This is a genomic window from Cryobacterium sp. Sr3, assembly GCF_004402835.1.
GTDB classification, from domain to species: Bacteria; Actinomycetota; Actinomycetes; order Actinomycetales; family Microbacteriaceae; genus Cryobacterium; species Cryobacterium sandaracinum.
The window spans coordinates 1-24,032 of record NZ_SOFA01000020.1 but is presented as its reverse complement, the minus strand read 5'-3'; the positions used below and the strand labels follow the sequence as shown (position 1 = coordinate 24,032).

Here is a 24,032-nt window from a genome sequence, read left to right as displayed (position 1 = left end):
GCATCGCCTTCGGCTTCAAATCACCCGACGCCCTCATCGCCCTGGCCATGCTCAGCCTCGGCGGCCACAAACCCGCACTCCCCGGCCGGGTTTAACCCACGGATGAAGCAGGAGAGCCGGATTTTCGGCAAATTTTGGCAAAGTCTCCGTCGAATTCGTTCAGGACGGAGTCGTCCATCCGTGAAACCGTCACCGCCGAAAGCGATTGGTGCGCACTCCCCTCACACCACCGCGAGCGCCCGTGAACATCCATTGGGACGATTTCTGTCATCCGACGACTCTCAGGATCAGTCCGGTCGGGCGTCTAGGATCGAAAGTCCACGACGTCCTGGAGGAATCTTATGAAGTGCCCAAATGACTCAACCACCCTCGTGATGAGCGAACGCAGTGGTGTGGAAATCGACTACTGCCCCGAATGCCGCGGCGTGTGGCTGGACCGCGGCGAACTCGACAAGATCCTCGACCGCGTGGAAAAGGAAGCCGCCCAGGCAGCGCCGGTCCCACCGGTCGCCGGGGCACCGGTTCAGCCGTATCCGGACACCCGCAACCGCGCGCAGTACGGCGAGCGCGACCGGAGTTATGACGACCGAGACCGTGGCTACGACAACCGTGACGGGTACCGTCCCAAGAAAAAGGAGAACTGGCTCGGCGAACTCTTCGGTTAGACGTTCGCGGGCTCACCCGCTCACGGCTCGGCGTCTCTATTTGTGAGCAACCTCCCAGCGGGATTCCGAGCCGACTGTCAGAGCCTCGGCGTAGCATCAGGATATGAATCGTTTCGGAACAGGTCGTTGATCGTGTCACGCAATTCAACCAAGTGGCTTCCCGCCATCGTCGTTCCGGTTGTCATCGCCGCCGGTGTGATTGCTGTACCTCTGCAGGCCGGTGCAGCCGTCGATCTGCCCGACAAAACGCCCGAGCAAGTGCTACTCATGGTCAGTGACAGCACCATCAGTGCGTTCTCCGGCACCGTCGAGAAAACAGCCGAGCTGGGACTACCCGACATCGACCTGAGCGCCGGCATGTCCGAGTCCATGAGCGACTCGATGGCCGAATCCGCACCGGAAGGTACGACCGAACCGGGGGCGGCGGCCACCGGAGCGCTCGCCTCCGTGATGGAACTCTTCAGCGGCTCGCACACGGCCCGCATTCATGTGGACGGCAGTGACTCCGACGGCCCCGCGAAAGCCCGCGTGCAGATCCAGGACCGCATGGCCGAACGCAACGTGGTGAGTAACGGCACGGATGTATGGACCTACGACTCCAAGACCAACACCGCCAGCCACCTGACCATCCCCGCCGACGCCCGGGCCATCGCCGAGGCGAAGTTCGCCGAAATAGTTGACTCTGCCCCGGCCGGCCTGTCGACGCCCTCGCAGGTTGCCGAGCGCTTTTTGAGTGAGATCGACCCGAGCACCACCGTCTCGGTCGGCACCGACGGCACCGTGGCCGGTCGCACGGCCTATGAGCTGGTGCTCACCCCCAAGACCACACGGACCCTGGTCGAATCGGTGTCGATCTCGGTCGACTCTGAGACGGGGGTGCCGCTGCAAGTCACCGTGCGCGCCGACGGCCAGGAAGACCCCGCTCTTCAGGTCGGCTTCACCGCCGTCGACTTCAGCACCCCGTCCGCCGATTTGTTCGACTTCAGCCCGCCAGCCGGCACCACCGTCGAAGAGGTCGCCCTTCCGGTCATGCCCGAGGTGACCGAGATGCCCGCCGACCAGGCCAAGCCTGAGATTCCGGCTGAGAAGCTTCCCCTCGTGACGGGAAGCGGCTGGGACGCCATCGTCGAAGTGCCCGCGGCATCCGTTCCGTCCGAACTCAACGCCAACCCGCTCATGTCGGAACTGGCGACCGCGGTCGACGGTGGGCGACTATTCTCAACAGCCCTGGTCAACGTGTTTCTCGCCGATGACGGCCGTGTCTTCGCCGGATCCGTTCCGGTGGAGATGCTCCAGGCCGCCGCCGCCCAGTGATCACGACACAGTGACAGCCGCAACCCCGGCTCCCGATCTCGCGATCGAGAGCCGGGGTCTCACCAAGCGCTTCGGCGAGCAGATCGCCGTGAACGAGATCGACCTGGCCGTCCCGCGCGGAGCGGTCTTCGGATTCCTCGGGCCGAACGGCTCCGGTAAGACCACCAGCATCCGCATGCTGCTCGGCCTAACCCAGGCCAGCAGTGGGCAGATCAGCGTGCTGGGGCAGAGCATGCCCGACAGTCTGCACGCGGTGCTGCCGCGCGTGGGCGCGCTCGTGGAGGGACCGGCGTTCTACCCATTCCTCTCCGGAGCCGCCAACCTGCGCCGGCTCGACACCGCCGACCGCAACGCGCCGTCTAGCACGCGAGGCGCCCGGGTCGAGCAGGCGCTGGCGCGCGTGGGCCTGACCCACGCCGCCGGCAAGAAGGTAGCTGCCTACTCGCTGGGCATGAAGCAGCGGCTCGGCATCGCCAACGCGCTTCTGCAGCCGCGCGAGCTGCTCGTGCTCGACGAACCCACGAACGGGCTCGACCCGCAGGGCACCCGCGAGGTGCGCAGCCTGGTGCGGTCGCTCGCGGCCGAGGGCACCACGGTCTTCGTCTCGAGCCACCTGCTCGCCGAGGTGGAGCAGATGTGCACTCACGCCGCGGTGATGAGCGGCGGCAACCTCGTGGCCCAGGGCACGCTGGCCGACCTGCGCCACGTTGGCCAGACGCGGGTCCGCGTGCGCACACCGGATGCCGCCGCGGCCGCAGCCGTGCTGACCGGCCTCGGTCTGGCACCCGTGCACAGCGACGTGCCCGAGCAGGACCCCTGGGTCGCGGCTCCGCTGCCCCGAGAAATGTCGGTCGACCTGACCGGGCAGCCGGAGTCCATCGTCACGGCTCTCGTCGCCGGTGGCGTGCGCGTGCGCGGTTTTCTGATCGAGGAATCCAGCCTGGAAGAACGTTTCGTGGCCCTGACCGGAGAAGGTTTCGATGTCCTCCAATAGCGTGGCGAGCTCGAAGGTGTCGGGCAACGGCGTTCCGAGCAGGCGCCGATCAGCCGGACCGGCCCTGCTCGGCTCCGAGCTAACGGTGCTGTTCCGCCGCCGCCGCACCTGGGCGATGCTGGTCGCCATCGCTCTCATCCCCATCCTGCTCGCCGTCGCCGTGCGGCTTTCGTCGGAGACCTTGGCACCGGGAGAGGGCCCGCCCTTCCTGGACCGGGTCACCCAGAACGGCCTGTTCGTGGCGTTCACCGCCATGATCGTGGCCATCCCGTTGTTCCTTCCGCTCACCATCGGCGTCGTCGCCGGCGACACCATCGCGGGGGAGGCCGGGCAGGGCACCCTGCGCTACCTGCTCGTGGCCCCGGCCGGGCGTTTGCGCCTGCTACTCGTCAAGTACGCCGGCGTCGCCGTGTTCTGCCTGGCCGCGACTTTGACCCTTGCGGTGGCCGGGACCCTGATCGGGGCCGCACTGTTCCCGGTCGGGCCGGTGACACTGCTCTCGGGCGATGTGATCAGCGTGCCGGAATCGCTGCTGCGCTCCGGGCTGATCTCGCTCTACGTGACCGTCTCGCTGCTCGGCTTCGCGGCGATCGGGTTGTTCATCTCCACCCTCACCGATGTTCCCGTGGGGGCGATGGCCGCCACGGTCGTGGTGTCGGTCGTCGTGCAGATCCTCGACGTGCTCCCGCAACTGTCGTGGCTGGATCCGTGGCTCTTCAGCCACTACTGGCTGGGCTTCGCCGACCTGTTGCGGCAGCCCATGGACCTGGGCTCGTTCGGCGACAACGTGCTCCTGCAACTGGGCTACATCGCCGTGTTCGGTACCCTGGCCTACGGCCGGTTCTCCACCAAAGACATATTGTCTTGACCCTGTGTCCGGTTGGGATCACCACGCCCGAACAGCCGACGACGTTTGGCCCGCGGATGCTCGACACCTGTCGATCAGGTCTGGCCCGCGGCCGCGGGGTGCGGGCTGGGGTGCGCCTCGGCTGCCACCCGGGTTCGGGGGACGCCCGCCCGAGGACGTAGCGTTGCTACTTCAGAACCCGAGTCGGGCCGCTTCACAACCGTGAGGCCCCAACGGGTTGACACGGTCGTCCTCTGGGTGGCTGCGTCTGTGCCGTTTTGAGGAAGAAGCCCCATGCCTGAACGCACCACCGCGGTACCCGGAACCTCACGTACCGGGGCCGCAGCCCGAGACTCGCACGCGGATCCGAGCCTTGCTCGCTCGCTGAGTCGGCGGCACATCCAGATGCTCGCCATCGGCGGCACGATCGGAACCGGGCTATTCATGGGCGCCGGCAAGACCATCTCCCTCGCCGGGCCGGCCGTGATCTTCGTCTACATGATCATCGGCTTCATGCTTTTCTTCGTGATGCGGGCCATGGGCGAGATCCTGCTGTCCAACCTGGACTACAAGTCGTTCAGCGACTTTGCCGGTGACCTGCTCGGCCTGTGGGCGAGCTTCTTCACCGGCTGGTCATATTGGGCGTTCTGGGTGGTCACCGGCGTCGCCGACATCGTGGCCATCTCCGGCTACGTCGACGTGCTGGCACCGGGCACGCCGCTGTGGATCCCCGCGCTACTCACTCCGGTTGCGCTGATCCTGCTCAACCTGCCGAGCGTCAAGGCGTTCGGTGAAGCCGAGTTCTGGTTTGCGCTGATCAAGGTCGCCGCCATCGTGGCCCTGATCGGAACCGGCCTGGTAATGATCATTACGCACTTCACCTCCCCGTCGGGTGCCGTGGCCGGCTTCGAGAACATCTGGAACGACGGCGGGATGTTCCCGCACGGCGTCGCCGGCTTCGTGCTCGGCTTCCAGATCGCCATCTTCGCCTTCGCCGGAATCGAGCTTGTCGGCACCGCGGCCGCGGAGACGAGGGACCCGGAGAAGAACTTGCCCCGAGCCATCAACACCATTCCGCTGCGGCTGCTGCTCTTCTACGTGGGTGCCCTGGTGATCATCATGTCGGTCAACCCGTGGCGCACCATCGACCAAGGCAGCAGCCCTTTCATCGGCATGTTCGCCCTCGCCGGGCTGGGGGTCGCGGCCATCGTCGTCAACCTGGTCGTGCTCACCTCCGCCGCCTCGAGTGCCAACTCCGGCATCTACTCGACCTCCCGGATGGTCTACGGCCTCGCGCAGGACGGCAATGCCCCGAAGACCTTCGGCACGCTGAGCAGCCGCAAGGTGCCGAGGAACGCCCTGCTGTTCTCCTGCATATTCCTGCTGGCCGGGCTGGTGCTGCTGTACACGGGTGATTCCTTCATGGGCGCTTTCACGCTTGTCACCTCGGTGGCATCTGTGCTGACGATGTTCGTCTGGTCCATCATCATGGTCAGCTACCTCGCCTTCCTGCGCCGCCGTCCCCACCTGCACGCCGCCTCGAAATACAGGATGCCGGGCGCTCGGTTCATGCCCTGGGTCGTGCTGGCGTTCTTCGCCTTCATGCTCTGGGCCCTGGGCCAGGCTGACGACACGCGCCTCGCGCTGGTCGTGGCCCCGGTCTGGTTTCTGGCCCTCGGCGCCGCGTGGTACGTCAACCGCAAGGCGCCGCTGCAGCAGGCCCGGATCGTGGAGTGGAAGGCCGACGTTCAAGCAGAGAAGGCCACGCTCGTCCGGCGCTAGATCCGCGGCCGCCGCGACCAGCGGTCTGCCTTCATCGCGAGGTGCAGTTCCAGCCGCACCTGGCCGCCCAGCGGGTCAGCGCCGATCAGGGTGCGGATCTTCGCCAGCCGGTTGTAGATGCTGCTGCGGTGCAGGTGCAGGGCCGCCGCGACATCCTGAACCGACCCGTCGGTGTCGTAGAGCAGTTCCAGCATCGGAAGCAACTCGTGGTTGTCGTCGAAGTCCCGCAGCTCGGTGAAGTAGACCGATTCCACGGGGGAAAGGTTGCGGCTGCTGGCCGCGAGGAACTGGTAGACGCCGATCTGGCGGAAATCGGCGATGGTGCCCAACCGGGCGTCGACGGCGGCGGCCTGCACCGCTTTGCGGGACTGGATGTAGGCATCCGGGAACCGTCTGAGATCGGTGAACACCTCGCTGAAGCCCATCAGGTCGGGGCGTTCGGGGGTGCCGCCGCGCCGGGCGAGTTCGTACCGATAGCGGTGAAGCATCTCGGTGTGTGCCACCTTGCCCGCTGAATCGCGCAGCAGCACAACCGCGTGGGTCTCGGTGCCGGCGCTGAACCGGGCCGCGTCGATGCCGACCGTAGCGTGCAGCGCCGAGATCCGCTGGAGCAGAACGCCGGCGGCGAAATCGGGCGTGGCGTCGCCGCCGTCGGCCTGCTCGACGGGGCGGGGCATCAGGGTGGCGAGATGCCACGGGCCGGTCCCATGAATCTGCGGCCAGCCCGCGATCTCCTCGATGGCGGATGTCTCCGCCTGGCAGGCCGCGAGGAATAGGGCCTCACGTTTCCGGCGGTGCTCGGATTCGGCGGTGTTGCTGTCGAGCAAAGTCTCGGCCAGCCGGTCCAGCTGGCCGCGCACGGCGGGTAGCTCACGGAGGATCGCCTCCGGGGATTCGTCGTGCGACCCCTGCATCGCCCACAGGTAGCCGACCCGGAACCCCCGCACCATCAGCGGCACACAGACGCGGCCGAGCATGCCCAGCGCGGCGTTGGCGGGGACGGCGACGGGACGGACCGCTGTGCTGATTCCGTGCTGCAACTGCCAGGCGCTGACGTCGGCGGGCACCTTCTTGCTCAACAGGAAATTGACCCGCACGCTGTCGGCGAGCGGCTGGTCCCGGCTGTACGCCAGCAGGCCTCCGTCGAGATCCTCGAGCGAGAGGGCGCGGTCCAGGCCGGCCGCGAGGTGTTCGACCAGGTCTTCGATTTCCGCGGTTCTCATTGGCTCAATGTTAGGGGGCCGGAGCAGGCCGGAAACGGACATCAGGCGACGCTTGCCGGGTTGACGCGCGACAACTGTCGAGTGACAAAGCGGTTCCCCATCTCGGTGACCGGTGCGGTCCGGAGCGAAGCCGACCGGGATCACCAGGAAAACCCCTGAACGCGAGGCTTATTTATGCTGCGGTGGAGCCGTTGTCGGCATCGGTCTCCGCCGCTGGACCTCAGGCCCGACGGCGGCGTGCGGTTCGGGCCGAATTGGTGGATTTAGTCTTGACCCCGCTGCGGTTCACTGTCGAAAGTGGCGCCGCAGCCCCCTGTCACAAGTTCAATTGAGCAGTACTGAGCAACGGAGTCGGCCATGATCATCGGTGTACCCAAGGAAATCAAGAACAACGAATTCCGCATAGCCATCACAGCCTCGGGCGTGCACGAGTTCCTGGCCGCCGGTCACACCGTGTTGGTCGAAAAGGGTGCCGGCCTCGGATCGCACATCACCGACGACGAGTACCACGTGGCCGGCGCCGAGCTGGTCGACTCCGCCGACGAGATCTGGGCCCGCGCCGACATGGTGATGAAGGTTAAGGAACCGGTCGCTTCCGAGTACCACCGCTTCCGCGAGGGTCTGATCCTCTTCACCTACCTGCACCTGGCCGCCGAGCCCGACCTCACCCGCGCCCTCGCCGAAGCCGGCGTCACCGCCATCGCCTACGAGACGGTGCAGACCGCCAACCGCGCGCTGCCGCTGCTGGCCCCGATGAGCGAGGTGGCCGGCCGACTGGCCGTGCAGGTCGGCGCGCAGTCCCTGATGGCCCCGGCCGGCGGCAAGGGCGTGCTGCTCGGCGGCGTGCCCGGGGTGCGCCCCGCGAAGGTCGTCGTGCTGGGCGCCGGCGTCGCCGGCACCAACGCGGCCGCCATGGCAATGGGCCTCGGCGCCGACGTCACGATCCTCGACATCAACATCGACCGGCTGCGCCAGCTCGACGCGCAGTACCAGGGCCGGCTGAAAACCGTCGCGTCCAACTCCTACGAGATCGAGAATGCCGTGACGGATGCCGACCTGGTCATCGGCTCCGTGCTGATCCCGGGCGCCAAGGCCCCGAAGCTGGTCACCAACGCTCTCGTGGCGCGCATGAAGTCCGGCTCCGTGCTGGTCGACATTGCCGTGGACCAGGGCGGCTGCTTCGAGGACACCCACGCGACCACGCACGAAAACCCGACCTACCGCGTTCACAACTCGATCTTTTACTGCGTTGCCAACATGCCCGGCGCCGTGCCGAACACGTCGACTTACGCGCTGACCAACGTCACCCTGCGGTACGCCCTCTCACTGGCCAACCTTGGCGTGAAGGCGGCGCTCGAGCGCGATGACGCCTTGGCCCTCGGCCTGAACGTCGCCGCCGGAGCGGTCACGAACCGTTCCGTGTCCGAAGCCCACGGCCTGCCGCTGGCCGACTGGCGCGAGCTCGTCACCGCGTAGCGCCGCGAGCGTTCCTGGCGTGCCGCCGGTCGAGCAACCGGTGGTCGGGCTCGTCGAGAAGCGGCGACCCGACGTCCGGAGGCTCCCGTTCGGCGCTCGAGCTCGTCGAGACCCGGTGCGCCACCCCGCGCTAACTTCGGAGATTTTCGCAAGACGCCGCTCAGCCGGGCGCGAAAACCGGGGTTTCCCGAAAATCTCCGAGATTACGTCACGATGGATGCCCATTGCGGGCACTGCGACGCTGCGGCGCCCGTTAGCTTAGCGGGGCGCCGGAACAGCCGTCCCCGTCAGGCGCTGCACCAGGGCGAGGGAGTGGTGCAGTAAGTCGCCGGGGCTGCCGGTGAAGCCGCCGGAGAACCACTTCTGCATCGAGTAGCGCATGACACTGCCCGCGAGGGCGACGACCATTCTGGCCTCGTCGGCCAGATCGGGGGTGCCCGTCTCGGTGCGCCCCTGGGCGTGGAAGCGGTCGAGGACCAGCTGCACCAGATGCTCCTCCAGCTCCGCGATGCGGGACGTCTCCCCGGTGAGGAGTTCCGGGGTGCGCTCGATCAGCACCCTGCGGCTACGGAGAAGTTCCGTGTCGGGGGAGTGGTCGGCCACGGCGGCAGCGATCATTTCGACGAGGTCGCCCAGCACGTCCCGGCCGGTGCCGTGCACGAACGCCTGGTGCTCGGCATCCGTCGGCTGAGGCGGCGCGCCGCCGAGGAACGCGCCGTCCTTCGTGCCGAAGTAGTTGAAGAAGGTGCGCGGCGAGACCACGGCCGCCTCGCAGATCATGTCGACCGTCACCCGGTCGTAGCCGTGCTCGAGCGCCAGCGAGATGGCGGCCCGCTCCAGCGCCGACTGGGTGGCCGCGCGCTTGCGGGCGCGCAGCCCCAGGTCGGCGGCGGGGCCGGCCGGACCGGGGCCGTTCGGGCCCGCACCGCTCGGACCCGTGCTACTCATACCGCAGGGCGTCGATCGGGTTCTGCCGCGCCGCGGCGCGGGCGGGCAGGGTACCGGCCAGGAAGGCGATCAACATGACGACGCCGATGATGATGGCGATCGAACTCGGCGCGAACTGCACGACCTGAAGTCCGGGCAGGTTCTCGAACACGGTCGTAGCGAGGATGTTGCTGATCACCGAACCGACGCCCACCGCAACGAGCGCGCCCAGGGCGCTGCCCAGGAAGCCGATGAAGACGGCCTCGGTGCTGAACAGAGCGTAGACACGGCCGCCGTTCATGCCCATAGCCTTCATCAGCCCGATCTCCCGGGTGCGTTCCTGCACGCTCATCAGCAGCGTGTTGATGATGCCGAAGCCGGCGGCGATCAGCGCGATCACGGCGAAGGCGTTGAGCACGCCGATGATGACGTTGATCACGGTTTCGAACGAGCCGATCTGGTCCGCGACGGTCTGCGAGGCGTAGCCCTGGTCGGCGAGGTCGGCCTTGATCGCGACGATCTCCTCGTCGGAGGCGTCCAGGTCGAACCGGGCGGTCGCACTGGCGTAGCTCTGTGGTGCCCCGGCGGGGGTGCCGGCGAGTTCGACGTCGTGCAGCCGGTCCGTCAGCTGCTGGTTGAGGCCGGCCCCAGCGCCAAGGATGGTCTCGTTCTGCACGCCGACGATGGTGGCCGGAACCTGCTGCGGGGTGCCCGCGAAATCAGTGATGCCGATGGAGACGGTCTGGCCGATGGCCGACTCCGGGGTACTGAAGCCCAGCGCGTCGAGGTAGGTGGTCGGCAGCAGAAGCTGGTCGGTGGCGCTCTCGTTGTCCAGTTGAGCCCCGGCCGCCAGGTCGGCCGTGGTGAGGGTGGCGGGCGCGTTCACGGTCAGCTCGAACTTTCCGCTGCCGTCGTACTCGATGAAGTCGGGCGTCACCTGCACCGCCGGGTCGACGCCGAGGATGCCGCTGGTGGCCTTGATCGTGTCGAGATCGGCGTCGGTGAGCGCCTGGATGGTGCTACCGGGGCGCGAGCCGTTGCCCAGGCTGATCGTGGTGGCCTTCTCCGGGTCATACGCCGCCGGTCCGTCGCTCTCCGTCGCCGCGGCGTCGTCGGTCTTGGAGACCGTGAGCACATCCGCCGCACCGATCGCCGAGACCTGGCTGTTGATGTAGCTCGTCACCCCGGTGCCGATGCCGCTGGTGATGGTGAGCGTGAACGCGCCGATGAAGATGGCGATGACGGTCAGGCCGGTGCGGAGCTTGCTGCGAAAACTGTTCGCGATCGCGGATGTGATGATGTCGACGAATTTCATGCGCGCGCTCCCTCGGGCTTCGAGATGGCTTCAGGAGATCTGGTGATGTCCTCGATCCCGTCCCGGATGAAGATCTGGCGGTCGCAGCGGGCAGCGAGATCGATGTCGTGGGTGACGATGATGAGCGTGATGCCCTTGTCCTTATTGAGGGAGAAGAGGATGTCCTCGACGACGGCTCCGGTGGCCGTGTCGAGGTTGCCGGTCGGTTCGTCCGCGAAGATCACCTTCGGGTTGTTGACCAGGGCCCGGGCGATGACCGCGCGCTGCTTCTGCCCGCCGGAGAGGTTCATGGCCTTGTTCTTCGCCTTGTCGGCCAGCTCCAACTGCTCCAAGGCCTTCATTCCGCGCGCCCTGCGCGCCTTCGGGCTGACCCCGGCTATCTTCAGGGGGAGCACGACATTCTCGAGCACACTCGCATTGGCGGTGAGGAAGAACTGCTGGAAGACGAACCCGAAGTCCTGGTTGCGAAGCCGGTTCACCTCCTTGCCCTTGAGCTTCTTCGCATCCGTTCCCTCGACCAGCAGCGCGCCGCTGTCCGGGGCGTCCAGCAGCGCCAACAGGTGCATGAGCGTGGACTTGCCGGACCCGCTCTTGCCGACGATGGCGACGGATTCACCGGCGCGGATGTCGACGGAGACTCCCTTGAGCGCGTCGAAACGGTTCGCCCCGCTCCCATAGGACTTGCCGATGTTCTGGGCCGAGAGAACGGGAACAGTCATAAGGGCAGCATCCTTCGGGGGAGAAGTCATCGGGTCGCACGTGTGCAGAGCCATCAAAATTACAGTAGCTGCACCGATGCCGCGTCAGCTGGGTGCGCCCTGTGCAGGGGCGGTGCATCCCCTTCTTTGGTTTTGGGCCGGACAAAACGGGGCCCGGATCAGTGGATCCAGGCCCCGCGGCCTATCGGTTCTCGGTCAGCGCCCCATTCTCAGGCGGCGGATCAGCCAGACGGTTGCCCCTGCCAGGACCAATCCGATCAGGACCATGATCCCGGGAGCCGAGCGATGGAAGCTCAGCGTCTCGGCGCCATCGGCCAGCTTGCCTGAACCCGCGGCCACCTTGGCATAGCCGGCGCTCAGCTCGGCGGTGCCGGCGGCGAGCGTGTTCGCACCGTCGAGGAGCGTCCCGGATCCGTCCGACACCTTCTCGGTGCCCTCGGCCAGGGCAGTGGACCCGGTTTCGAGCGCAGTGGTGCCGGCGACCAGCGTGGACGCCCCCGCCGCGAGGGTCTGCGTGCCGCCGGTCAATGACCCGGCGCCGACCGAGATGCGGGTTGCGCCGTCGGCGAGACTCACAGCGCCAGTTGCCAGGGTCGTCGCTCCCGTGAACAACGACGAGGCGCCGGCGGCTACTCGGCTGGTGCCGCCCTGGAGGGAGCTTGCACCGGTGGAAACCACGCTGGTGCCGGTCGCAACCCGTTCGGAACCGGCGGTGAGGGCCTGCGTACCGACCTGGAGTTCCGAGGCCCCCGTCGCGACGGCACCTGTCCCCGCGGCCACCGCGGCAGCTCCGCCGGACACCTGGGCCGCGCCGGCGGCGAGGGTTGTGAGCCCGTCGCGCAGTTCTGCGGATCTCGTCTGGAGCACCGCAGTGCCCTCGCTCAGGGGCGTCAATCCGTCGCGGAGGACGGCCGAACCGTCCCGAAGGGCAACAGCCCCGGACTCAACCCCCGTGGTGCCCGTGTGCAGGCTGGAGGCGGCGGAGCTCAGCCCCTGGAGGGTGGCCAGAAGGGCGTCCGGGGTGATCGTGTCCGCCTCGACCTGGTCGGCCAGGGTGGCGAGTGCGGCATCCAGCCTCGTGGCTCCCGCAGCGACGCTGCGGGCTCCGTCGCTGAGCTCGGTCGCCCCCAGCGCGAGGGCCTCGGCGCCGCGCCGGGCCTGGTTCGTGCCCTGGGCGGCGGATGCCGTTCCAACGGCGAGCAGGACCGAGCCGTCGCGAGCCGTCCTGGCGCCGAGGGCAGCCTGGCCGGCGCCGGTGGCCAGGGTTGCCGCACCCGCGGCAACCTGCGTCGCGCCGGAGGAGACTTTCATGGCGCCGGTCCCTGTTGTGGCGACGCCGGCGGCGAGAGTCGCCGCACCGGTCGCAGCAGCTCCGGCACCGGCGGCGAGAGCGCTCGCTCCGCTGGCGGCGGTGGCGGCGCCGGCGGACAGCGTCTCCGCGCCCCGTGCGGCCGATTCGGCGCCGAGCACCAGCCTGGTGCTGCCGCTGACGCTCGTGAGTGCTCCGTCGAGGAGGGTACCGGCGCCGGCCGAAGCGTTCGCCGCACCTGTCGCCAGGCTGATGGCGCCCGTGTTGGCCCGGGTCGCCCCGGCCTGGAGGTCGGTCGCACCGGCGGCCGCGGCGGCCGCGCCCTCCGACAGCGTCTCGGCGCCCACGGCGAGTTGTGCCGCGCCGCCGGTGACTTTCAGGGAGCCGGTTTCCACCGTGACGGCTCCGGTGGAGAGTTCTCCGGCGCCGCTGGCCAGCCGCCCGGTGGTCAGGAAGAAGAACGTCAGCAGCATGACCAGCATGAGGCTGAGCCCGGCCACAGTGGAGCGAATGCCAATGGTGCCTGGGCGGGATAGTGCACGGTCAGATCTCGTCATTGAGGCTCCTTGAAAGACGTGAGCAGGCATGCAGGCATGCCGGAACTCGCGTGGTGTGGTGTGCGGTGCGCGGTCAGACTCCGACGTCACGGCCGGTGGTTCACGGCCGTGCGGCACGGTGGCGCGCCGAAGTGACACGACCGTAGCAGTGGGGAGAAGCCACGAACCGAAGCCCGGAAAAGTTCGGGGCCAGGGCTAACGCATTCCGCGCTGACTATATATCGTTTGTGGGATTCCTACAGGGCTACCCCCCGAAAGGAGCGTCAAACATCACAGGTCAAGGGACTCGTTCGGCTCGAGCGGGAAGAACTCGCCGCCGTTCTGCTCGGTCGCCCACTGAATCCGGGCGTTGGACAGTTCCTTGCCACCCCGGGAGAGTCCCATTTCGTGGGTGGGGAAGGTGCGGCGCGGCTCGAGGGCCAGCACGTAGTCCATCACCTCGCTGATCTTGAGCCAGGGCGCGCCGGCCGGAACGGCGAGGGTCTGCACTGTCACGCCTTCCGGAATCGCAAACGAGTCACCGCCGTAGTAGAGCTCCTCGTCGACGAGTACGCCGAGGTTGTCGATCACCGGGATCGTTTTGTGGATGATGGCGTGCGTGCCGCCGAAGAAGCGCAGCCGAAACGGCCCGGCCTCCACGGTGTCGCCCGCGCTGACGACGGTCACGGGATAGCCGGCGGCGGCGGCCGCGACCCCGGCCGGGGCAAAGATCGCCACGTCGGGGTTCAGGGCGATGATGCGGTCCAGCTGTTCCGGGGTCCAGTGGTCGGGGTGCTCGTGGGTGAGCACGACGGCGGCAGCCCGGGCGGTGTCGGTGAGCGGGCTCGTGAACGAGCCGGGATCGATGAATAACTTCTGGCCGGCCTTGTCAAGAATCAAAGCCGCGTGCTCGAGTTTCGTCAGTTTCATGGATTGAGCTAATACCCAATCCCAGAGCGCTGCAAGCTGAGACCATACTCGAGCGGTGCCTCCATGTCTTCACCTCGTCGTCGCCATCAACGCCGCCGCCGCTTTCGGTCGCCGCAGGGACGTCGGCCCTCGGGTTGCCCAGGCCCTGGTCGTGGCCGGCCACCAGGTGACCAGTCTGAGCGCCCCCAGCTTCGACGCGCTTCGCCGCGACGTCCAGGGCGCACTGGTGTCGCGGGTCGACGCGCTCGTGGTCGTCGGCGGCGACGGGATGGTCAGCCTTGGCACCAACCTCCTGGCCGGCACGAGTCGATTCCTGGCCATTGTGCCGTGCGGCACGGGCAACGACCTCGCGCGCGGGCTGGGGATCCCGGTCGACGACACGGATGCCGCCATCCGTCACCTGCTCGATGCCCTCACCCGCCCGCCGCGGGCCATAGACGCCGCCCGGGTGCGGTGCGGCGACACGACGATCTGGTTCGCGGGCGTGCTTTCGGCCGGGTTCGACGCCGTGGTCAACGAACGGGCCAACCGGATGCGCCGGCCCCGCGAGAAGAGCCGCTACACCCTGGCCATCCTGCTGGTGCTGACGACGTTTCGGCCCATCTCCTACCGGCTGACCGTCGACGGCCGGCCACGCCGGATGCGGGCCATGCTGATCTCCGTAGCCAACAACGTGTCGATCGGCGGCGGCATGCGCGTCGTTCCGGGTGCGGTGATCGACGACGGCCTGCTGGACCTCGTCATCGTGGCCCCGCTGTCGCGGGCGGGTTTCCTCCGCGTCTTCCCGAAGGTATTCTCGGGCACGCATACAACCCTGCCGCAGGTGGAAATCACCCGGTGTCGCAGCATCCGGATCGAAGCCGACCGGGTCGCCGCCTACGCCGACGGGGAGAGGGTCGGGGCAATGCCGGTGCAGGTCGACGTGGTACCCAAAGCCCTGCTCGTGCACGCCTGAGCCGCTCAGTTTGGTTTTAGCTATCGGCGTGTGGCATATTAGGTGAGTTGCAAAACGGCCCCATCGTTTAGCGGCCTAGGACATCGCCCTCTCACGGCGGTAACGCGGGTTCGAATCCCGCTGGGGTCACACCAGCCCGGTTTCCTTCTTTTCGAGGGGCACCGGGTGTCGTATTTAAGCGAGACCCCGGTAGACTCCACGGAGTGAAGGGGAGTATCCCCGTGCCCGTTTCGGGCACCTCGCCGTGAACGTCAACACGGGCCGCGTCGCAGGGGCCCGACACGGCGGTATCGATCCATCGATACGGGAGAGACTCTCAGGTTTCCTGCTGCCTCCAGCATCCCCTTCAGTGAAAGGCTCCACGCGCATGGAAATTGCTCTCCCGCTCTGGTTTGAGATTGGGTCGCTCGTCGTCCTGACGCTCATCCTGGTTGCCGACCTCCTCATCGTCTTCAAGCGGCCGCACGTGCCCTCGATGCGCGAGGCCAGCCTGTGGGTTGCCTTCTACGTGGGACTGGCCCTGATCTTCGCCCTGCTGATGCTGGTCCTGGGCGACGCCGAGCACGCGGGGCAGTTCCTCGCCGGCTGGCTCACGGAGTACAGCCTCAGCATCGACAACCTGTTCGTTTTCGTCATCATCATGGCGAGGTTCTCGGTGCCCCGGAAGTACCAGCAGGAGGTGCTGATCGTGGGCATCATCATCGCGCTGGTGCTGCGCGGCATCTTCATCCTGCTCGGAGCCCAGCTGATCGAGAACTTCAGCTGGATCTTCTACATTTTCGGCGCGTTCCTTCTCTACACGGCCGTGCACCAGGCGGTCGCAAAAGAGCCCGACGTGGACGAGGCCGACAACGGGCTGATCCGTTACCTGCGCCGACACATGAACATCTCGTCGACCTTCGACGGTTCGAAGTTGCGCACCCTGGTCGACGGCAAGAAGGTCTTCACCCCCATGCTGATCGTGCTCCTCGCGATCGGCACCACCGACCTGGTCTTCGCCCTCGACTCCATCCCGGCGATCTTCGGCATCACGCAGAGCCCCTTCATCGTGTTCACCGCGAACGTGTTCGCCCTGATGGGGCTGCGTCAGCTGTACTTCCTGCTGGGCGGGCTGCTCGAACGCCTCGAATACCTCAATTACGGGATCGCATTCATCTTGTTCTTCATCGGCGTCAAGCTTGTCTTCCATGCCCTGCACAACAATGAGGTCTTCTTCATCAACGGCGGCGAGGGCGTGGGCTGGGCTCCGGAGATCGACACCTGGACTTCTCTCGGGGTGATCGTGGTTTCCATGGCCGTGGCCACCATCGCCAGCCTGATCAAGGCTCGGCGGGATGCTCGCCGGCGCGGTCACACCCTCGCCGAGGAGATCCCCCACTTCGTCGAGGAGTGACATTCGCCGACGTGCCTCGCACGCACTCGAACACAGGAGCTGACGTGGCCTCGCAGAGTGAGAGCGAACTGGTGCTCCCCGCAACCCGTGCGCGGTTCGTGTTCAGTGCCCGGAGCGACGTCGGCCGCGAGCGCAAGGTCAACGAGGACAGCTTCCTGGCCCAGGCCCCGGTCTTCCTGGTCGCCGACGGCATGGGTGGTCATGCCCAGGGCGACGTGGCCAGCCAGACAGTCGTGCGGGTCTTCGAGGAACACATCGCCTGCGACGCACCTTCGACCCCGGAACGCGTGCTCGACGCCATCCACTCGTCGAACGATGCGGTGCGCGACCTCAGCGCCGTCGACGACTACGGCACCGCGGTGTCCGGTACGACGCTGTCGGGCATCGCGTTCGTCGACGCCGGCGACGACGTCGGCTTCCACTGGATGGCCTTCAACGTCGGCGACTCGCGGGTCTACACCTGGGACGGGCACACGTTGGCGCAGCTGAGCGTCGACCATTCCGCTGTGCAGGAGATGGTCGACGCGGGTCTCATTTCCAGTGACGAGGCGGAGCAGCATCCGGAACGCAACGTGATCACCCGCGCGATCGGCGCCGACGAGTCCGTGGACGCCGACGTGTGGCTGCTACCGGCGTCCGGGCGGCACGCGTTCCTGATCTGCTCCGACGGACTGACCAAGGAACTCGGCGCGGCCGAGATCGCGAAGATCCTGGCATCCTATGACGGTGATAGCTTGCCCAGCCGGTCCCGCGCAGACGTGCTCGTCGACGCGGCTCTGGCCCGCGGCGGACACGACAACGTGACGGTCGTCTATGTGGAGTCGGAACTGGGCAACCCCGAGCAGGACGACACCGCCGACACGGGCGAAGCAGCGCGCCACAGATAGAGTGACGTCGTGGACACAGCGGAAAGCACCCTCGAATGAGGGGCGTCAGACAAAGCTCGCACACGCACAGTGTTAGCCTGTCAGGGTGCTGCTGCGTCGACCCTCTCTTCCCTGCCGCGACGAGTCCCAGTTCTGAGGCCTCTCTCGTCGTGGAGTTTCTGGTTGGCTGCATACCCATCGTTGAGGAAGACGCACACACATGACTGACGCACCACTGCTGGAAGAACGTCCGCGTACTCTGGCCGAAAAGGTTTGGGACAAACACCTCGTCGCCAAGGGCGAAGACGGCACGCCCGACCTGATCTACATCGACCTGCACCTCGTGCACGAGGTCACCAGCCCGCAGGCTTTCGACGGATTGCGCTTGGCCGGACGCCCTCTGCGCCGCCCCGATCTCACCATCGCCACGGAAGACCACAACACGCCGACCCTGGCGATCGACCGGCCCATCGCCGACCTCACCAGCCGCACCCAGATCGAGACGTTGCGGCGCAACTGCGAGGAATTCGGCATTCGCCTGCACTCGCTCGGCGACATCGAGCAGGGCATCGTGCACGTCGTCGGACCGCAGCTGGGCCTGACCCAGCCGGGCATCACCGTCGTCTGCGGCGACTCGCATACCTCCACCCACGGCGCCTTCGGGGCCATGGCGCTCGGCATCGGCACAAGCGAGGTAGAGCACGTGATGGCCACCCAGACTCTGCCTCTGACACCCTTCAAGACCATGGCGATCACCGTCGACGGCACTCTCCGCCCCGGCGTGACGGCCAAGGACATCATCCTCGCCGTGATCGCGAAGATCGGCACCGGCGGTGGCCAGGGCTACGTGCTCGAATACCGCGGCAGCGCCATCCGCGCCCTCTCCATGGAGGGTCGCATGACCATCTGCAACATGTCGATCGAGGCCGGCGCCCGCGCGGGCATGGTGGCCCCGGATGCGATCACCTACGACTACCTTCAGGGTCGCGCACACGCCCCGGAAGGCCAGGATTGGCTCGACGCGGTCGGCTACTGGGACACCCTCGCCACCGACGACGGCGCTGTGTTCGACGCCGAGGTGCTGCTCGACGCCGACACTCTCGAACCCTTCGTGACCTGGGGCACCAACCCCGGGCAGGGCGTGTCCCTGAGCGATACCGTGCCGGACCCGTCCGGAATCATCGACGCCAACGAGCGCTCGGCCGCCGAACGCGCCCTCGAGTACATGGACCTGGCGGCTGGCACCCCGATGAAGGAGATCCGGGTAGACACCGTCTTCCTCGGCTCCTGCACCAACAGTCGGGTCGAGGACCTGCGCGCCGCCGCCAACATCATCCAGGGCCATAGCCTGGCCCCCGGCGTGCGGATGCTGGTGGTGCCCGGTTCTGCGCGGGTGCGCATCGAGGCCGAGGCGGAGGGCCTCGATAAGATCTTCACCGACTTCGGCGCCGAATGGCGGTTCGCCGGCTGTTCGATGTGCCTCGGCATGAACCCCGACCAGCTCGCTCCCGGCGAGCGGTGCGCTTCCACGAGCAACCGCAATTTCGAGGGCCGTCAGGGCAAGGGCGGGCGCACGCACCTCGTCTCCCCGCTGGTCGCGGCGGCGACCGCCATCCGCGGTACGCTTTCGAGCCCGTGGGACCTGGTCCAGGATGGAGACGAGTAAGTAATGGAAAAGTTCACAACCGTCACGGGCATCGCGCTTCCACTGCGCCGCTCCAACGTCGACACCGACCAGATCATCCCCGCCGTCTACCTCAAGCGCGTCACCAAGACCGGCTTCGAAGACGCCCTCTTCGCCCGCTGGCGCGCCGACCCCGACTTCGTACTCAACAATCCGGCCTACGAGGGTGCCCGCGTGCTCGTGGCCGGCGCCGACTTCGGCACCGGCTCCTCGCGGGAGCACGCCGTCTGGGCGCTACGCGACTACGGCTTCGACGTGGTCCTCAGCCCCCGCTTCGGCGACATCTTCCGCGGCAACTCCGGCAAGCAGGGTCTGCTCGCCGGCCAGATCTCCGAGGCCGACGCCCAGCGCCTGTGGGACATCATCGAGGCCTGTCCCGGAGTCGAACTGACGGTCGACCTCGTGTCGAGGACCGCCCGCGTGGGCGGCCTCACCGTTCCGTTCGAGATCGATGACTATACCCGGTGGCGCCTCCTCGAGGGCCTCGACGACATCGGACTCACCCTGCGCGATGAAGCGCGGATCGCAGAATTCGAATCCCACCGGGAGCCATGGCGGCCCCGCACTCTCCCCGCAAGGCAGGTACGTTTGTGAGCATCATCAGCGAAAACACCCAGGACCGTGAAGACGACCAGAACCGGTCGGACGCGCAGAACCGCGAGAACGCCCAGAACTGGGGCGCGGCCGTCGGGCTGCAGGGCGACCGGATCACCATCCGCGGCGGCATCCCCCTGGTCGGCCGGATCGAACTGAAAGGCGCGAAGAACCTGGTCACCAAGGCCATGGTCGCGGCCCTTCTCGGTGAGAGTCCCAGCACGCTCAAAAACGTGCCGAACATCAGCGACGTGCGCATCGTGCGCCAGCTGCTCGAAGTGCACGGCGTCAAGGTCACCGACGGCGCCGAGCCCGGCGAACTGCTGCTCGACCCGGTCGACGTCGAGAGCGCGCATTTCGCGGCGATCGACGCGTACGCCGGTTCCTCGCGCATCCCGATCCTGTTCTGCGGCCCTCTGCTGCACCGCCTCGGGGAGGCGTTTATCCCCGATCTGGGCGGCTGCCGCATCGGCGACCGCCCGATCGACTACCACCTGGACGTGCTGCGCAAGTTCGGCGCCGTCGTCGAGAAGCAGCCCAACGGCATCCGGATGTCCGCGCCCAACGGGCTCAAGGGCACCAAGGTATCCCTGCCCTACCCGAGCGTCGGCGCGACCGAGCAGGTGCTCCTGACAGCCGTGCGCGCGGAGGGCATCACCGAGCTCAAGGGCGCGGCGATCGAGCCCGAGATCATGGATCTCATCAACATCCTGCAGAAGATGGGCGCCATCATCACGGTCGACACCGACCGGGTGATCCGGATCGAGGGCGTCGAGCGCCTCGAGGGCTACAACCACCGCGCCCTGTTCGACCGGAACGAGGCGGCCAGCTGGGCGGCAGCGGCCCTGGCCACCGACGGCGACATCTTCGTCGGCGGCGCACGCCAGCCCGAGATGTTGACGTTCCTGAACGTGTTCCGCAAGGTCGGCGGGGCGTTTGACATCGAAGACGACGGCATCCGTTTTTACCACCCGGGCGGCGACCTCAAGCCCGTCATCATCGAGACGGATGTGCACCCCGGCTTCATGACGGATTGGCAGCAGCCGCTCGTGATCGCCTTGACCCACGCGCACGGCGTCTCGATCGTGCACGAGACCGTCTACGAGCAGCGCTTCGGCTTCGTGGACGCTCTCGTCGAGATGGGCGCCACCATCCAAATCCACCGGGAATGCCTCGGCGGGCACCCCTGCCGGTTCGGCCAGCGCAACTTCAACCATTCGGCCGTGATCACCGGGCCGACGAAACTGACCGGCGCCGACATCGAGGTTCCCGATTTGCGCGGCGGCTTCAGCCACCTGATCGCGGCGCTGACCGCGAAGGGAACCTCCACCGTCAGCAACGTCGGAATCATCAGCCGCGGCTATGAGAACTTCATCACCAAGCTTCAACTGTTGGGGGCTGACTTCGATCTCGAAGGATAATGGGGCTGTGCCAGCATCCGATCCAGCGTCCGTGTCCGATCCAACGCCCCAGACCCACATCTCCCGTGACGTCGTGAACCCCGGGCGGGAGCGTTCGGAGACCCGGCGGCCATCCGTGTTCTGGGTGCTGGCGATGATGATCCTTCCGGTGATCAATCTCGCCGTGCGGTACAAGGTCACCGACGCCGCGAAGTTCCCCCGTTCGGGGGCGTTCGTGATGGCGCCCAACCACTTCAGCGAGATCGACCCGCTTCTGATGGGGGTAATGAGCTGGAATATGGGGCGCGCGCCCCGGTTCATGGCGAAGGCATCCGTCTTCAAAATCCCGGTGATCGGGTGGCTGCTGCACAAGTCGGGACAGATCCCGGTGCAGCGCGGCGGCAGCGTGCGCGGCAGCGAGCCCGTGAAGGCGGCCGAGCGACTGGTCGAACGTGGCCAGATGGTCGTCGTCTACCCGGAGGGGTCGCTGACCCGGGACCCCGCGCTGTGGCCGATGCGTGGCAAGACCGGCGCTGTGCGGATCGCTCTCGAGCAGGGTATCCCGATCGTGCCGGTGGCCCACTGGGGAGCGCAGGCGATCATGCCGCGCTACTCGAAGCGGCTGAACCTATTCCCGCGCAAGACCGTGCTGGTCAAGATCGGTGACCCGCTCGACCTGGCGCAGTTCCGGGGCCGCAACCTCGACCCGGCGACGCTCAACGAGGCCACCACGCTCGTCATGGCCGCCATCACCCAGTTGCTCGAAGATCTTCGGGGTGAGACGGCGCCGTCCAAGCGCTGGAACCCGACCGAGCACGATCAGAAAGAGACCGGCCGTTTTGAAGCCTAAGGTTCAGCCAGGCAAACGGGTGGCCGTTCTCGGTGCCGGCAGCTGGGGCACCACGTTCGCCAAGATCCTGGCCGACGGCGGGGCCGACGTCGTGCTGTGGGCCCGCCGTCCCGAGCTCGCCCGCGAGATCACCGAGGCCCGGCGCAACAGCGACTACCTGCCCGGCATCAACCTGCCGGAGGGCCTGCGGGCCACCGCGAGGCTCGACCTGGCCCTCGCCGGCGCCGAGCAGGTGTTCGTATCGGTGCCGAGCCAGTCGCTGCGCGAGAACCTGATCCTGGCCGAGCCGTTCCTGGCTCCCGGCGCCATCGTGGTGTCGTTGATGAAGGGCGTCGAGCGCGGGTCCGGCCTGCGCATGAGTCAGATCATCGCCGAGATCCTGCCGATCAACCCCGACCTGATCGCGGCGATCTCCGGACCCAACCTGGCCCTGGAAATCGCCAAGGAACAGCCGACGGCGGCCGTGGTCTCCTCGAACAGCCTCGAGACCGCGCAGGCCGTTGCCATGCTGGCCCGCAACCGCTACTTCCGCTCCTACGTCAACACGGATGTCATCGGCACCGAATTCGGCGGCGTGCTGAAGAACCTCATCGCCGTGGCCATCGGCATCGTCGACGGCGTCGGCTACGGGGAGAACACGAAGGCGTCGATCATCACCCGCGGTCTCGTGGAGATGACCGATTTCGCGGTGGCCTACGGCGCGCATCCGGAAACGCTGGCTGGCCTGGCCGGCCTGGGCGACCTGATCGCGACCTGCCAGTCGCCGCTGTCGCGCAACAACACCGCCGGCCGGCTCCTCGGCCAGGGCTACGGCATCAACGACGTCGTCAAGCAGATGCAGCAGACCACCGAGGGTCTTGCGTCCGTCGGCCCCATTCTCGATCTCGCCCGCGCCAAGGGGGTGGACATGCCCATCGTTGAGCAGGTCCGCCAGGTGCTGGCCGGTACTCTGAAACCGCGGGATCTCGCCCCGCACTTGACCACGGACTCAGCGGAGCCGCAGGGCGAAAGGACGATTGATGACGAACAAGCTCACGGTGGCGCTGCTCTTTGGGGGTCGGTCAAGCGAACATTCGATCAGTTGCGCCACAGCGGGCGGCGTCCTGGCGGCGATTGACCGCGATCGCTACCACGTCATTCCGGTCGGCATCACCCGTGACGGAGCCTTCGTGCTCGAAGCGGATGACCCGGCCCGGTTCACATTGGACGCGGACGAACTGCCGGAGGTCTTCGACAACGGCACCCGCATCCGGTGGCCGGAGAGCAGCCTCAGCCGCCAGCTGACCGTCAGTGACGGCGCCGGCTATCGTTCGCTCGGTAACGTCGACCTGGTCTTCCCGATCCTGCACGGCCCGTTCGGCGAGGACGGCACTGTGCAGGGGCTACTCGAACTCGTCGGGCTGCCCTACGTGGGCTCAGGCGTGCTCGCGTCGGCGCTCGGAATGGACAAGCACTTCACCAAGACCGTCTTCCAGCAGGCTGCCCTCCCGGTCGCCCCGTGGCGTACCATCACCGCCGGCGATTGGGCCGAGGCTCCCGGGATGGCGTTCGCGGCGGCCGAGGAGCTCGGGCTGCCCGTGTTCGTGAAGCCGGCTCGTGCAGGGTCGAGCGTGGGCGTGAGTCGGGTGTCGACCCTGGACCAGCTCGCCGAGGCGATGCGGGTTGCTCTGCTCGAGGACAGCAAGGTTCTGATCGAGGCCGGGCTGCGCGGACGCGAACTCGAGATCGCGGTGCTGCAGGGGCGTCCTGGGGAGCCGACGCGGGCATCCGTCGCCGGCGAGGTGCGGGTCACCGGGCGGGACTTCTACGACTTCGCCGCCAAGTACCTCGGTGCGTCCGGCATCGACCTGGTCTGCCCGGCCGACCTCACCTCCGAGGAACTCGCCCAGATGCAGGCCCTGGCCATCCGCGCGTTCGACGCGATCGATGGCGCCGGCCTGGCGCGGGTGGACTTCTTCCTCACCGATGACGGCTGGGTCATCAACGAGATCAACACCATGCCCGGGTTCACCCCCATCTCGATGTTCCCGAGCTGCTGGCTGGCCAGTGGCTTCACCTACCCGCAGTTGATTGATGAGCTGATCGAGGTGGCGATCGCCCACCGCGCCGCGCCGGCCGCGCTGCACCTGGCGGTCTAGCTGTTGTTCCCACTGACGTTGTGAGCACGGTTGATGGGTGATTTGCCGCCGATGCCGGTATGGGGTCTGTGGTGATTGTAGCTATGGATCCAGTCTTGGTAGGTGGCTGCTCGGG

At 67.1% G+C, this 24,032-nt stretch carries 22 protein-coding genes and 1 tRNA gene; 16 read left to right on the top strand and 7 right to left on the bottom strand.

All coding sequences use genetic code 11. From position 1 onward, the window contains the following. Positions 1-341: 341 nt before the first annotated feature. The 5 genes from E3N94_RS04860 to E3N94_RS04840 all read left to right on the top strand — a co-directional run bounded on the left by E3N94_RS04860 (position 342) and on the right by E3N94_RS04840 (position 5,602). The gene (locus E3N94_RS04860; RefSeq protein WP_104102983.1) at positions 342-665 is read left to right on the top strand and encodes a zf-TFIIB domain-containing protein; all 324 of its coding nucleotides are present in this window, start codon (positions 342-344) and stop codon (positions 663-665) included. A 132-nt stretch (positions 666-797) separates the two neighbouring features. Continuing rightward, entirely contained in the window at positions 798-1,979 is a 1,182-nt protein-coding gene (locus tag E3N94_RS04855) for a DUF2092 domain-containing protein (protein ID WP_134419964.1), read from the top strand. 10 nt (positions 1,980-1,989) lie between these two features. After that, positions 1,990-2,973 carry an ATP-binding cassette domain-containing protein gene (locus E3N94_RS04850; RefSeq protein ID WP_233191527.1) on the top strand — a complete coding sequence of 328 codons (984 nt, stop codon included), beginning with the start codon at positions 1,990-1,992 and terminating at the stop codon, positions 2,971-2,973. Continuing rightward, on the top strand, positions 2,960-3,841 hold the full coding sequence (locus E3N94_RS04845; RefSeq protein ID WP_104102992.1) for an ABC transporter permease subunit: 882 nt from the start codon (positions 2,960-2,962) through the stop codon (positions 3,839-3,841). Before E3N94_RS04850 ends, E3N94_RS04845 begins: the two co-directional genes overlap by 14 nt. Positions 3,842-4,114: 273 nt before the next feature. Beyond that, positions 4,115-5,602: an amino acid permease gene (locus tag E3N94_RS04840; protein ID WP_134569910.1), complete on the top strand. Its 1,488-nt coding sequence runs from the start codon at positions 4,115-4,117 to the stop codon at positions 5,600-5,602. Here the strand turns inward: E3N94_RS04840 and E3N94_RS04835 are convergent. After that, positions 5,599-6,825: a PucR family transcriptional regulator gene (locus tag E3N94_RS04835; protein WP_134415893.1), complete on the bottom strand. Its 1,227-nt coding sequence runs from the start codon at positions 6,823-6,825 to the stop codon at positions 5,599-5,601. The genes E3N94_RS04840 and E3N94_RS04835 overlap by 4 nt on opposite strands. 357 nt (positions 6,826-7,182) lie before the next feature. Between E3N94_RS04835 and ald the strand changes: the two genes are divergently transcribed. Continuing rightward, positions 7,183-8,301 carry an alanine dehydrogenase gene (ald, locus tag E3N94_RS04830; RefSeq protein WP_134341774.1) on the top strand — a complete coding sequence of 373 codons (1,119 nt, stop codon included), beginning with the start codon at positions 7,183-7,185 and terminating at the stop codon, positions 8,299-8,301. 258 nt (positions 8,302-8,559) lie between these two features. On the opposite strand, the gene E3N94_RS04825 is transcribed toward ald, so the two are convergent. From E3N94_RS04825 to E3N94_RS04805, 5 genes are all read right to left on the bottom strand, one after another. After that, on the bottom strand, positions 8,560-9,249 hold the full coding sequence (locus tag E3N94_RS04825; protein WP_134569909.1) for a TetR/AcrR family transcriptional regulator: 690 nt from the start codon (positions 9,247-9,249) through the stop codon (positions 8,560-8,562). Next, positions 9,242-10,543 (bottom strand): ABC transporter permease, encoded by a 1,302-nt coding sequence (locus tag E3N94_RS04820; protein ID WP_134569908.1) that lies wholly within the window; start codon positions 10,541-10,543, stop codon positions 9,242-9,244. Before E3N94_RS04820 ends, E3N94_RS04825 begins: the two co-directional genes overlap by 8 nt. Next, positions 10,540-11,262, bottom strand: a complete 723-nt coding sequence (locus E3N94_RS04815) for an ABC transporter ATP-binding protein (RefSeq protein WP_134371635.1) — start codon at positions 11,260-11,262, stop codon at positions 10,540-10,542. The genes E3N94_RS04820 and E3N94_RS04815 overlap by 4 nt, the downstream gene beginning before the upstream one ends. 195 nt (positions 11,263-11,457) lie before the next feature. Beyond that, on the bottom strand, positions 11,458-13,128 hold the full coding sequence (locus E3N94_RS04810) for a hypothetical protein (RefSeq protein ID WP_166790066.1): 1,671 nt from the start codon (positions 13,126-13,128) through the stop codon (positions 11,458-11,460). Positions 13,129-13,398: 270 nt separating this feature from the next. Then, complete coding sequence (locus tag E3N94_RS04805) at positions 13,399-14,037, bottom strand: MBL fold metallo-hydrolase (RefSeq protein ID WP_134569906.1); 639 nt, start codon at positions 14,035-14,037, stop codon at positions 13,399-13,401. A 55-nt stretch (positions 14,038-14,092) separates the two neighbouring features. Here E3N94_RS04805 and E3N94_RS04800 point away from each other — a divergent pair, with 55 nt between their 5' ends. From E3N94_RS04800 to E3N94_RS04755, 10 genes are all read left to right on the top strand, one after another. Then, complete coding sequence (locus E3N94_RS04800) at positions 14,093-14,992, top strand: diacylglycerol kinase family protein (RefSeq protein ID WP_134569905.1); 900 nt, start codon at positions 14,093-14,095, stop codon at positions 14,990-14,992. A gap of 56 nt (positions 14,993-15,048) precedes the next feature. Continuing rightward, positions 15,049-15,121 (top strand) — tRNA-Glu (locus tag E3N94_RS04795). A gap of 238 nt (positions 15,122-15,359) precedes the next feature. After that, complete coding sequence (locus E3N94_RS04790; RefSeq protein ID WP_134341769.1) at positions 15,360-16,385, top strand: TerC family protein; 1,026 nt, start codon at positions 15,360-15,362, stop codon at positions 16,383-16,385. 44 nt (positions 16,386-16,429) lie between these two features. Then, positions 16,430-17,272 carry a protein phosphatase 2C domain-containing protein gene (locus E3N94_RS04785; protein ID WP_233194172.1) on the top strand — a complete coding sequence of 281 codons (843 nt, stop codon included), beginning with the start codon at positions 16,430-16,432 and terminating at the stop codon, positions 17,270-17,272. Positions 17,273-17,471: 199 nt separating this feature from the next. Then, positions 17,472-18,917: a 3-isopropylmalate dehydratase large subunit gene (gene leuC / locus E3N94_RS04780; RefSeq protein WP_134569904.1), complete on the top strand. Its 1,446-nt coding sequence runs from the start codon at positions 17,472-17,474 to the stop codon at positions 18,915-18,917. 3 nt (positions 18,918-18,920) lie between these two features. After that, positions 18,921-19,529: a 3-isopropylmalate dehydratase small subunit gene (gene leuD, locus E3N94_RS04775; protein WP_104103024.1), complete on the top strand. Its 609-nt coding sequence runs from the start codon at positions 18,921-18,923 to the stop codon at positions 19,527-19,529. A gap of 98 nt (positions 19,530-19,627) precedes the next feature. Continuing rightward, entirely contained in the window at positions 19,628-20,950 is a 1,323-nt protein-coding gene (murA, locus tag E3N94_RS04770; protein WP_233191550.1) for a UDP-N-acetylglucosamine 1-carboxyvinyltransferase, read from the top strand. A gap of 133 nt (positions 20,951-21,083) precedes the next feature. Then, positions 21,084-21,779 carry a lysophospholipid acyltransferase family protein gene (locus tag E3N94_RS04765; protein ID WP_241973097.1) on the top strand — a complete coding sequence of 232 codons (696 nt, stop codon included), beginning with the start codon at positions 21,084-21,086 and terminating at the stop codon, positions 21,777-21,779. Positions 21,780-21,798: 19 nt separating this feature from the next. Further along, positions 21,799-22,896 (top strand): NAD(P)H-dependent glycerol-3-phosphate dehydrogenase, encoded by a 1,098-nt coding sequence (locus E3N94_RS04760; RefSeq protein WP_104103030.1) that lies wholly within the window; start codon positions 21,799-21,801, stop codon positions 22,894-22,896. Then, positions 22,799-23,917, top strand: coding sequence for a D-alanine--D-alanine ligase family protein (locus tag E3N94_RS04755; RefSeq protein ID WP_134341768.1), 1,119 nt, complete (start codon positions 22,799-22,801; stop codon positions 23,915-23,917). The genes E3N94_RS04760 and E3N94_RS04755 overlap by 98 nt, the downstream gene beginning before the upstream one ends. On the opposite strand, the gene E3N94_RS04750 is transcribed toward E3N94_RS04755, so the two are convergent. Further along, the coding region (locus E3N94_RS04750) for an integrase core domain-containing protein (RefSeq protein WP_166790036.1) at positions 23,914-24,032 on the bottom strand (119 nt) is incomplete at its 5' end. The genes E3N94_RS04755 and E3N94_RS04750 overlap by 4 nt on opposite strands.

Coding starts and splice junctions, on each gene's coding strand:
- E3N94_RS04860 (WP_104102983.1), top strand. CDS start 342: ATGAAGTGCCCAAATGACTCAACCACCCTCGTGATGAGCGAACGCAGT.
- E3N94_RS04845 (WP_104102992.1), top strand. CDS start 2,960: ATGTCCTCCAATAGCGTGGCGAGCTCGAAGGTGTCGGGCAACGGCGTT.
- E3N94_RS04840 (WP_134569910.1), top strand. CDS start 4,115: ATGCCTGAACGCACCACCGCGGTACCCGGAACCTCACGTACCGGGGCC.
- E3N94_RS04835 (WP_134415893.1), bottom strand. CDS start 6,825: ATGAGAACCGCGGAAATCGAAGACCTGGTCGAACACCTCGCGGCCGGC.
- ald (WP_134341774.1), top strand. CDS start 7,183: ATGATCATCGGTGTACCCAAGGAAATCAAGAACAACGAATTCCGCATA.
- E3N94_RS04825 (WP_134569909.1), bottom strand. CDS start 9,249: ATGAGTAGCACGGGTCCGAGCGGTGCGGGCCCGAACGGCCCCGGTCCG.
- E3N94_RS04820 (WP_134569908.1), bottom strand. CDS start 10,543: ATGAAATTCGTCGACATCATCACATCCGCGATCGCGAACAGTTTTCGC.
- E3N94_RS04815 (WP_134371635.1), bottom strand. CDS start 11,262: ATGACTGTTCCCGTTCTCTCGGCCCAGAACATCGGCAAGTCCTATGGG.
- E3N94_RS04810 (WP_166790066.1), bottom strand. CDS start 13,128: ATGACGAGATCTGACCGTGCACTATCCCGCCCAGGCACCATTGGCATT.
- E3N94_RS04805 (WP_134569906.1), bottom strand. CDS start 14,037: ATGAAACTGACGAAACTCGAGCACGCGGCTTTGATTCTTGACAAGGCC.
- E3N94_RS04790 (WP_134341769.1), top strand. CDS start 15,360: ATGGAAATTGCTCTCCCGCTCTGGTTTGAGATTGGGTCGCTCGTCGTC.
- leuC (WP_134569904.1), top strand. CDS start 17,472: ATGACTGACGCACCACTGCTGGAAGAACGTCCGCGTACTCTGGCCGAA.
- leuD (WP_104103024.1), top strand. CDS start 18,921: ATGGAAAAGTTCACAACCGTCACGGGCATCGCGCTTCCACTGCGCCGC.
- E3N94_RS04765 (WP_241973097.1), top strand. CDS start 21,084: ATGATGATCCTTCCGGTGATCAATCTCGCCGTGCGGTACAAGGTCACC.
- E3N94_RS04755 (WP_134341768.1), top strand. CDS start 22,799: ATGACGAACAAGCTCACGGTGGCGCTGCTCTTTGGGGGTCGGTCAAGC.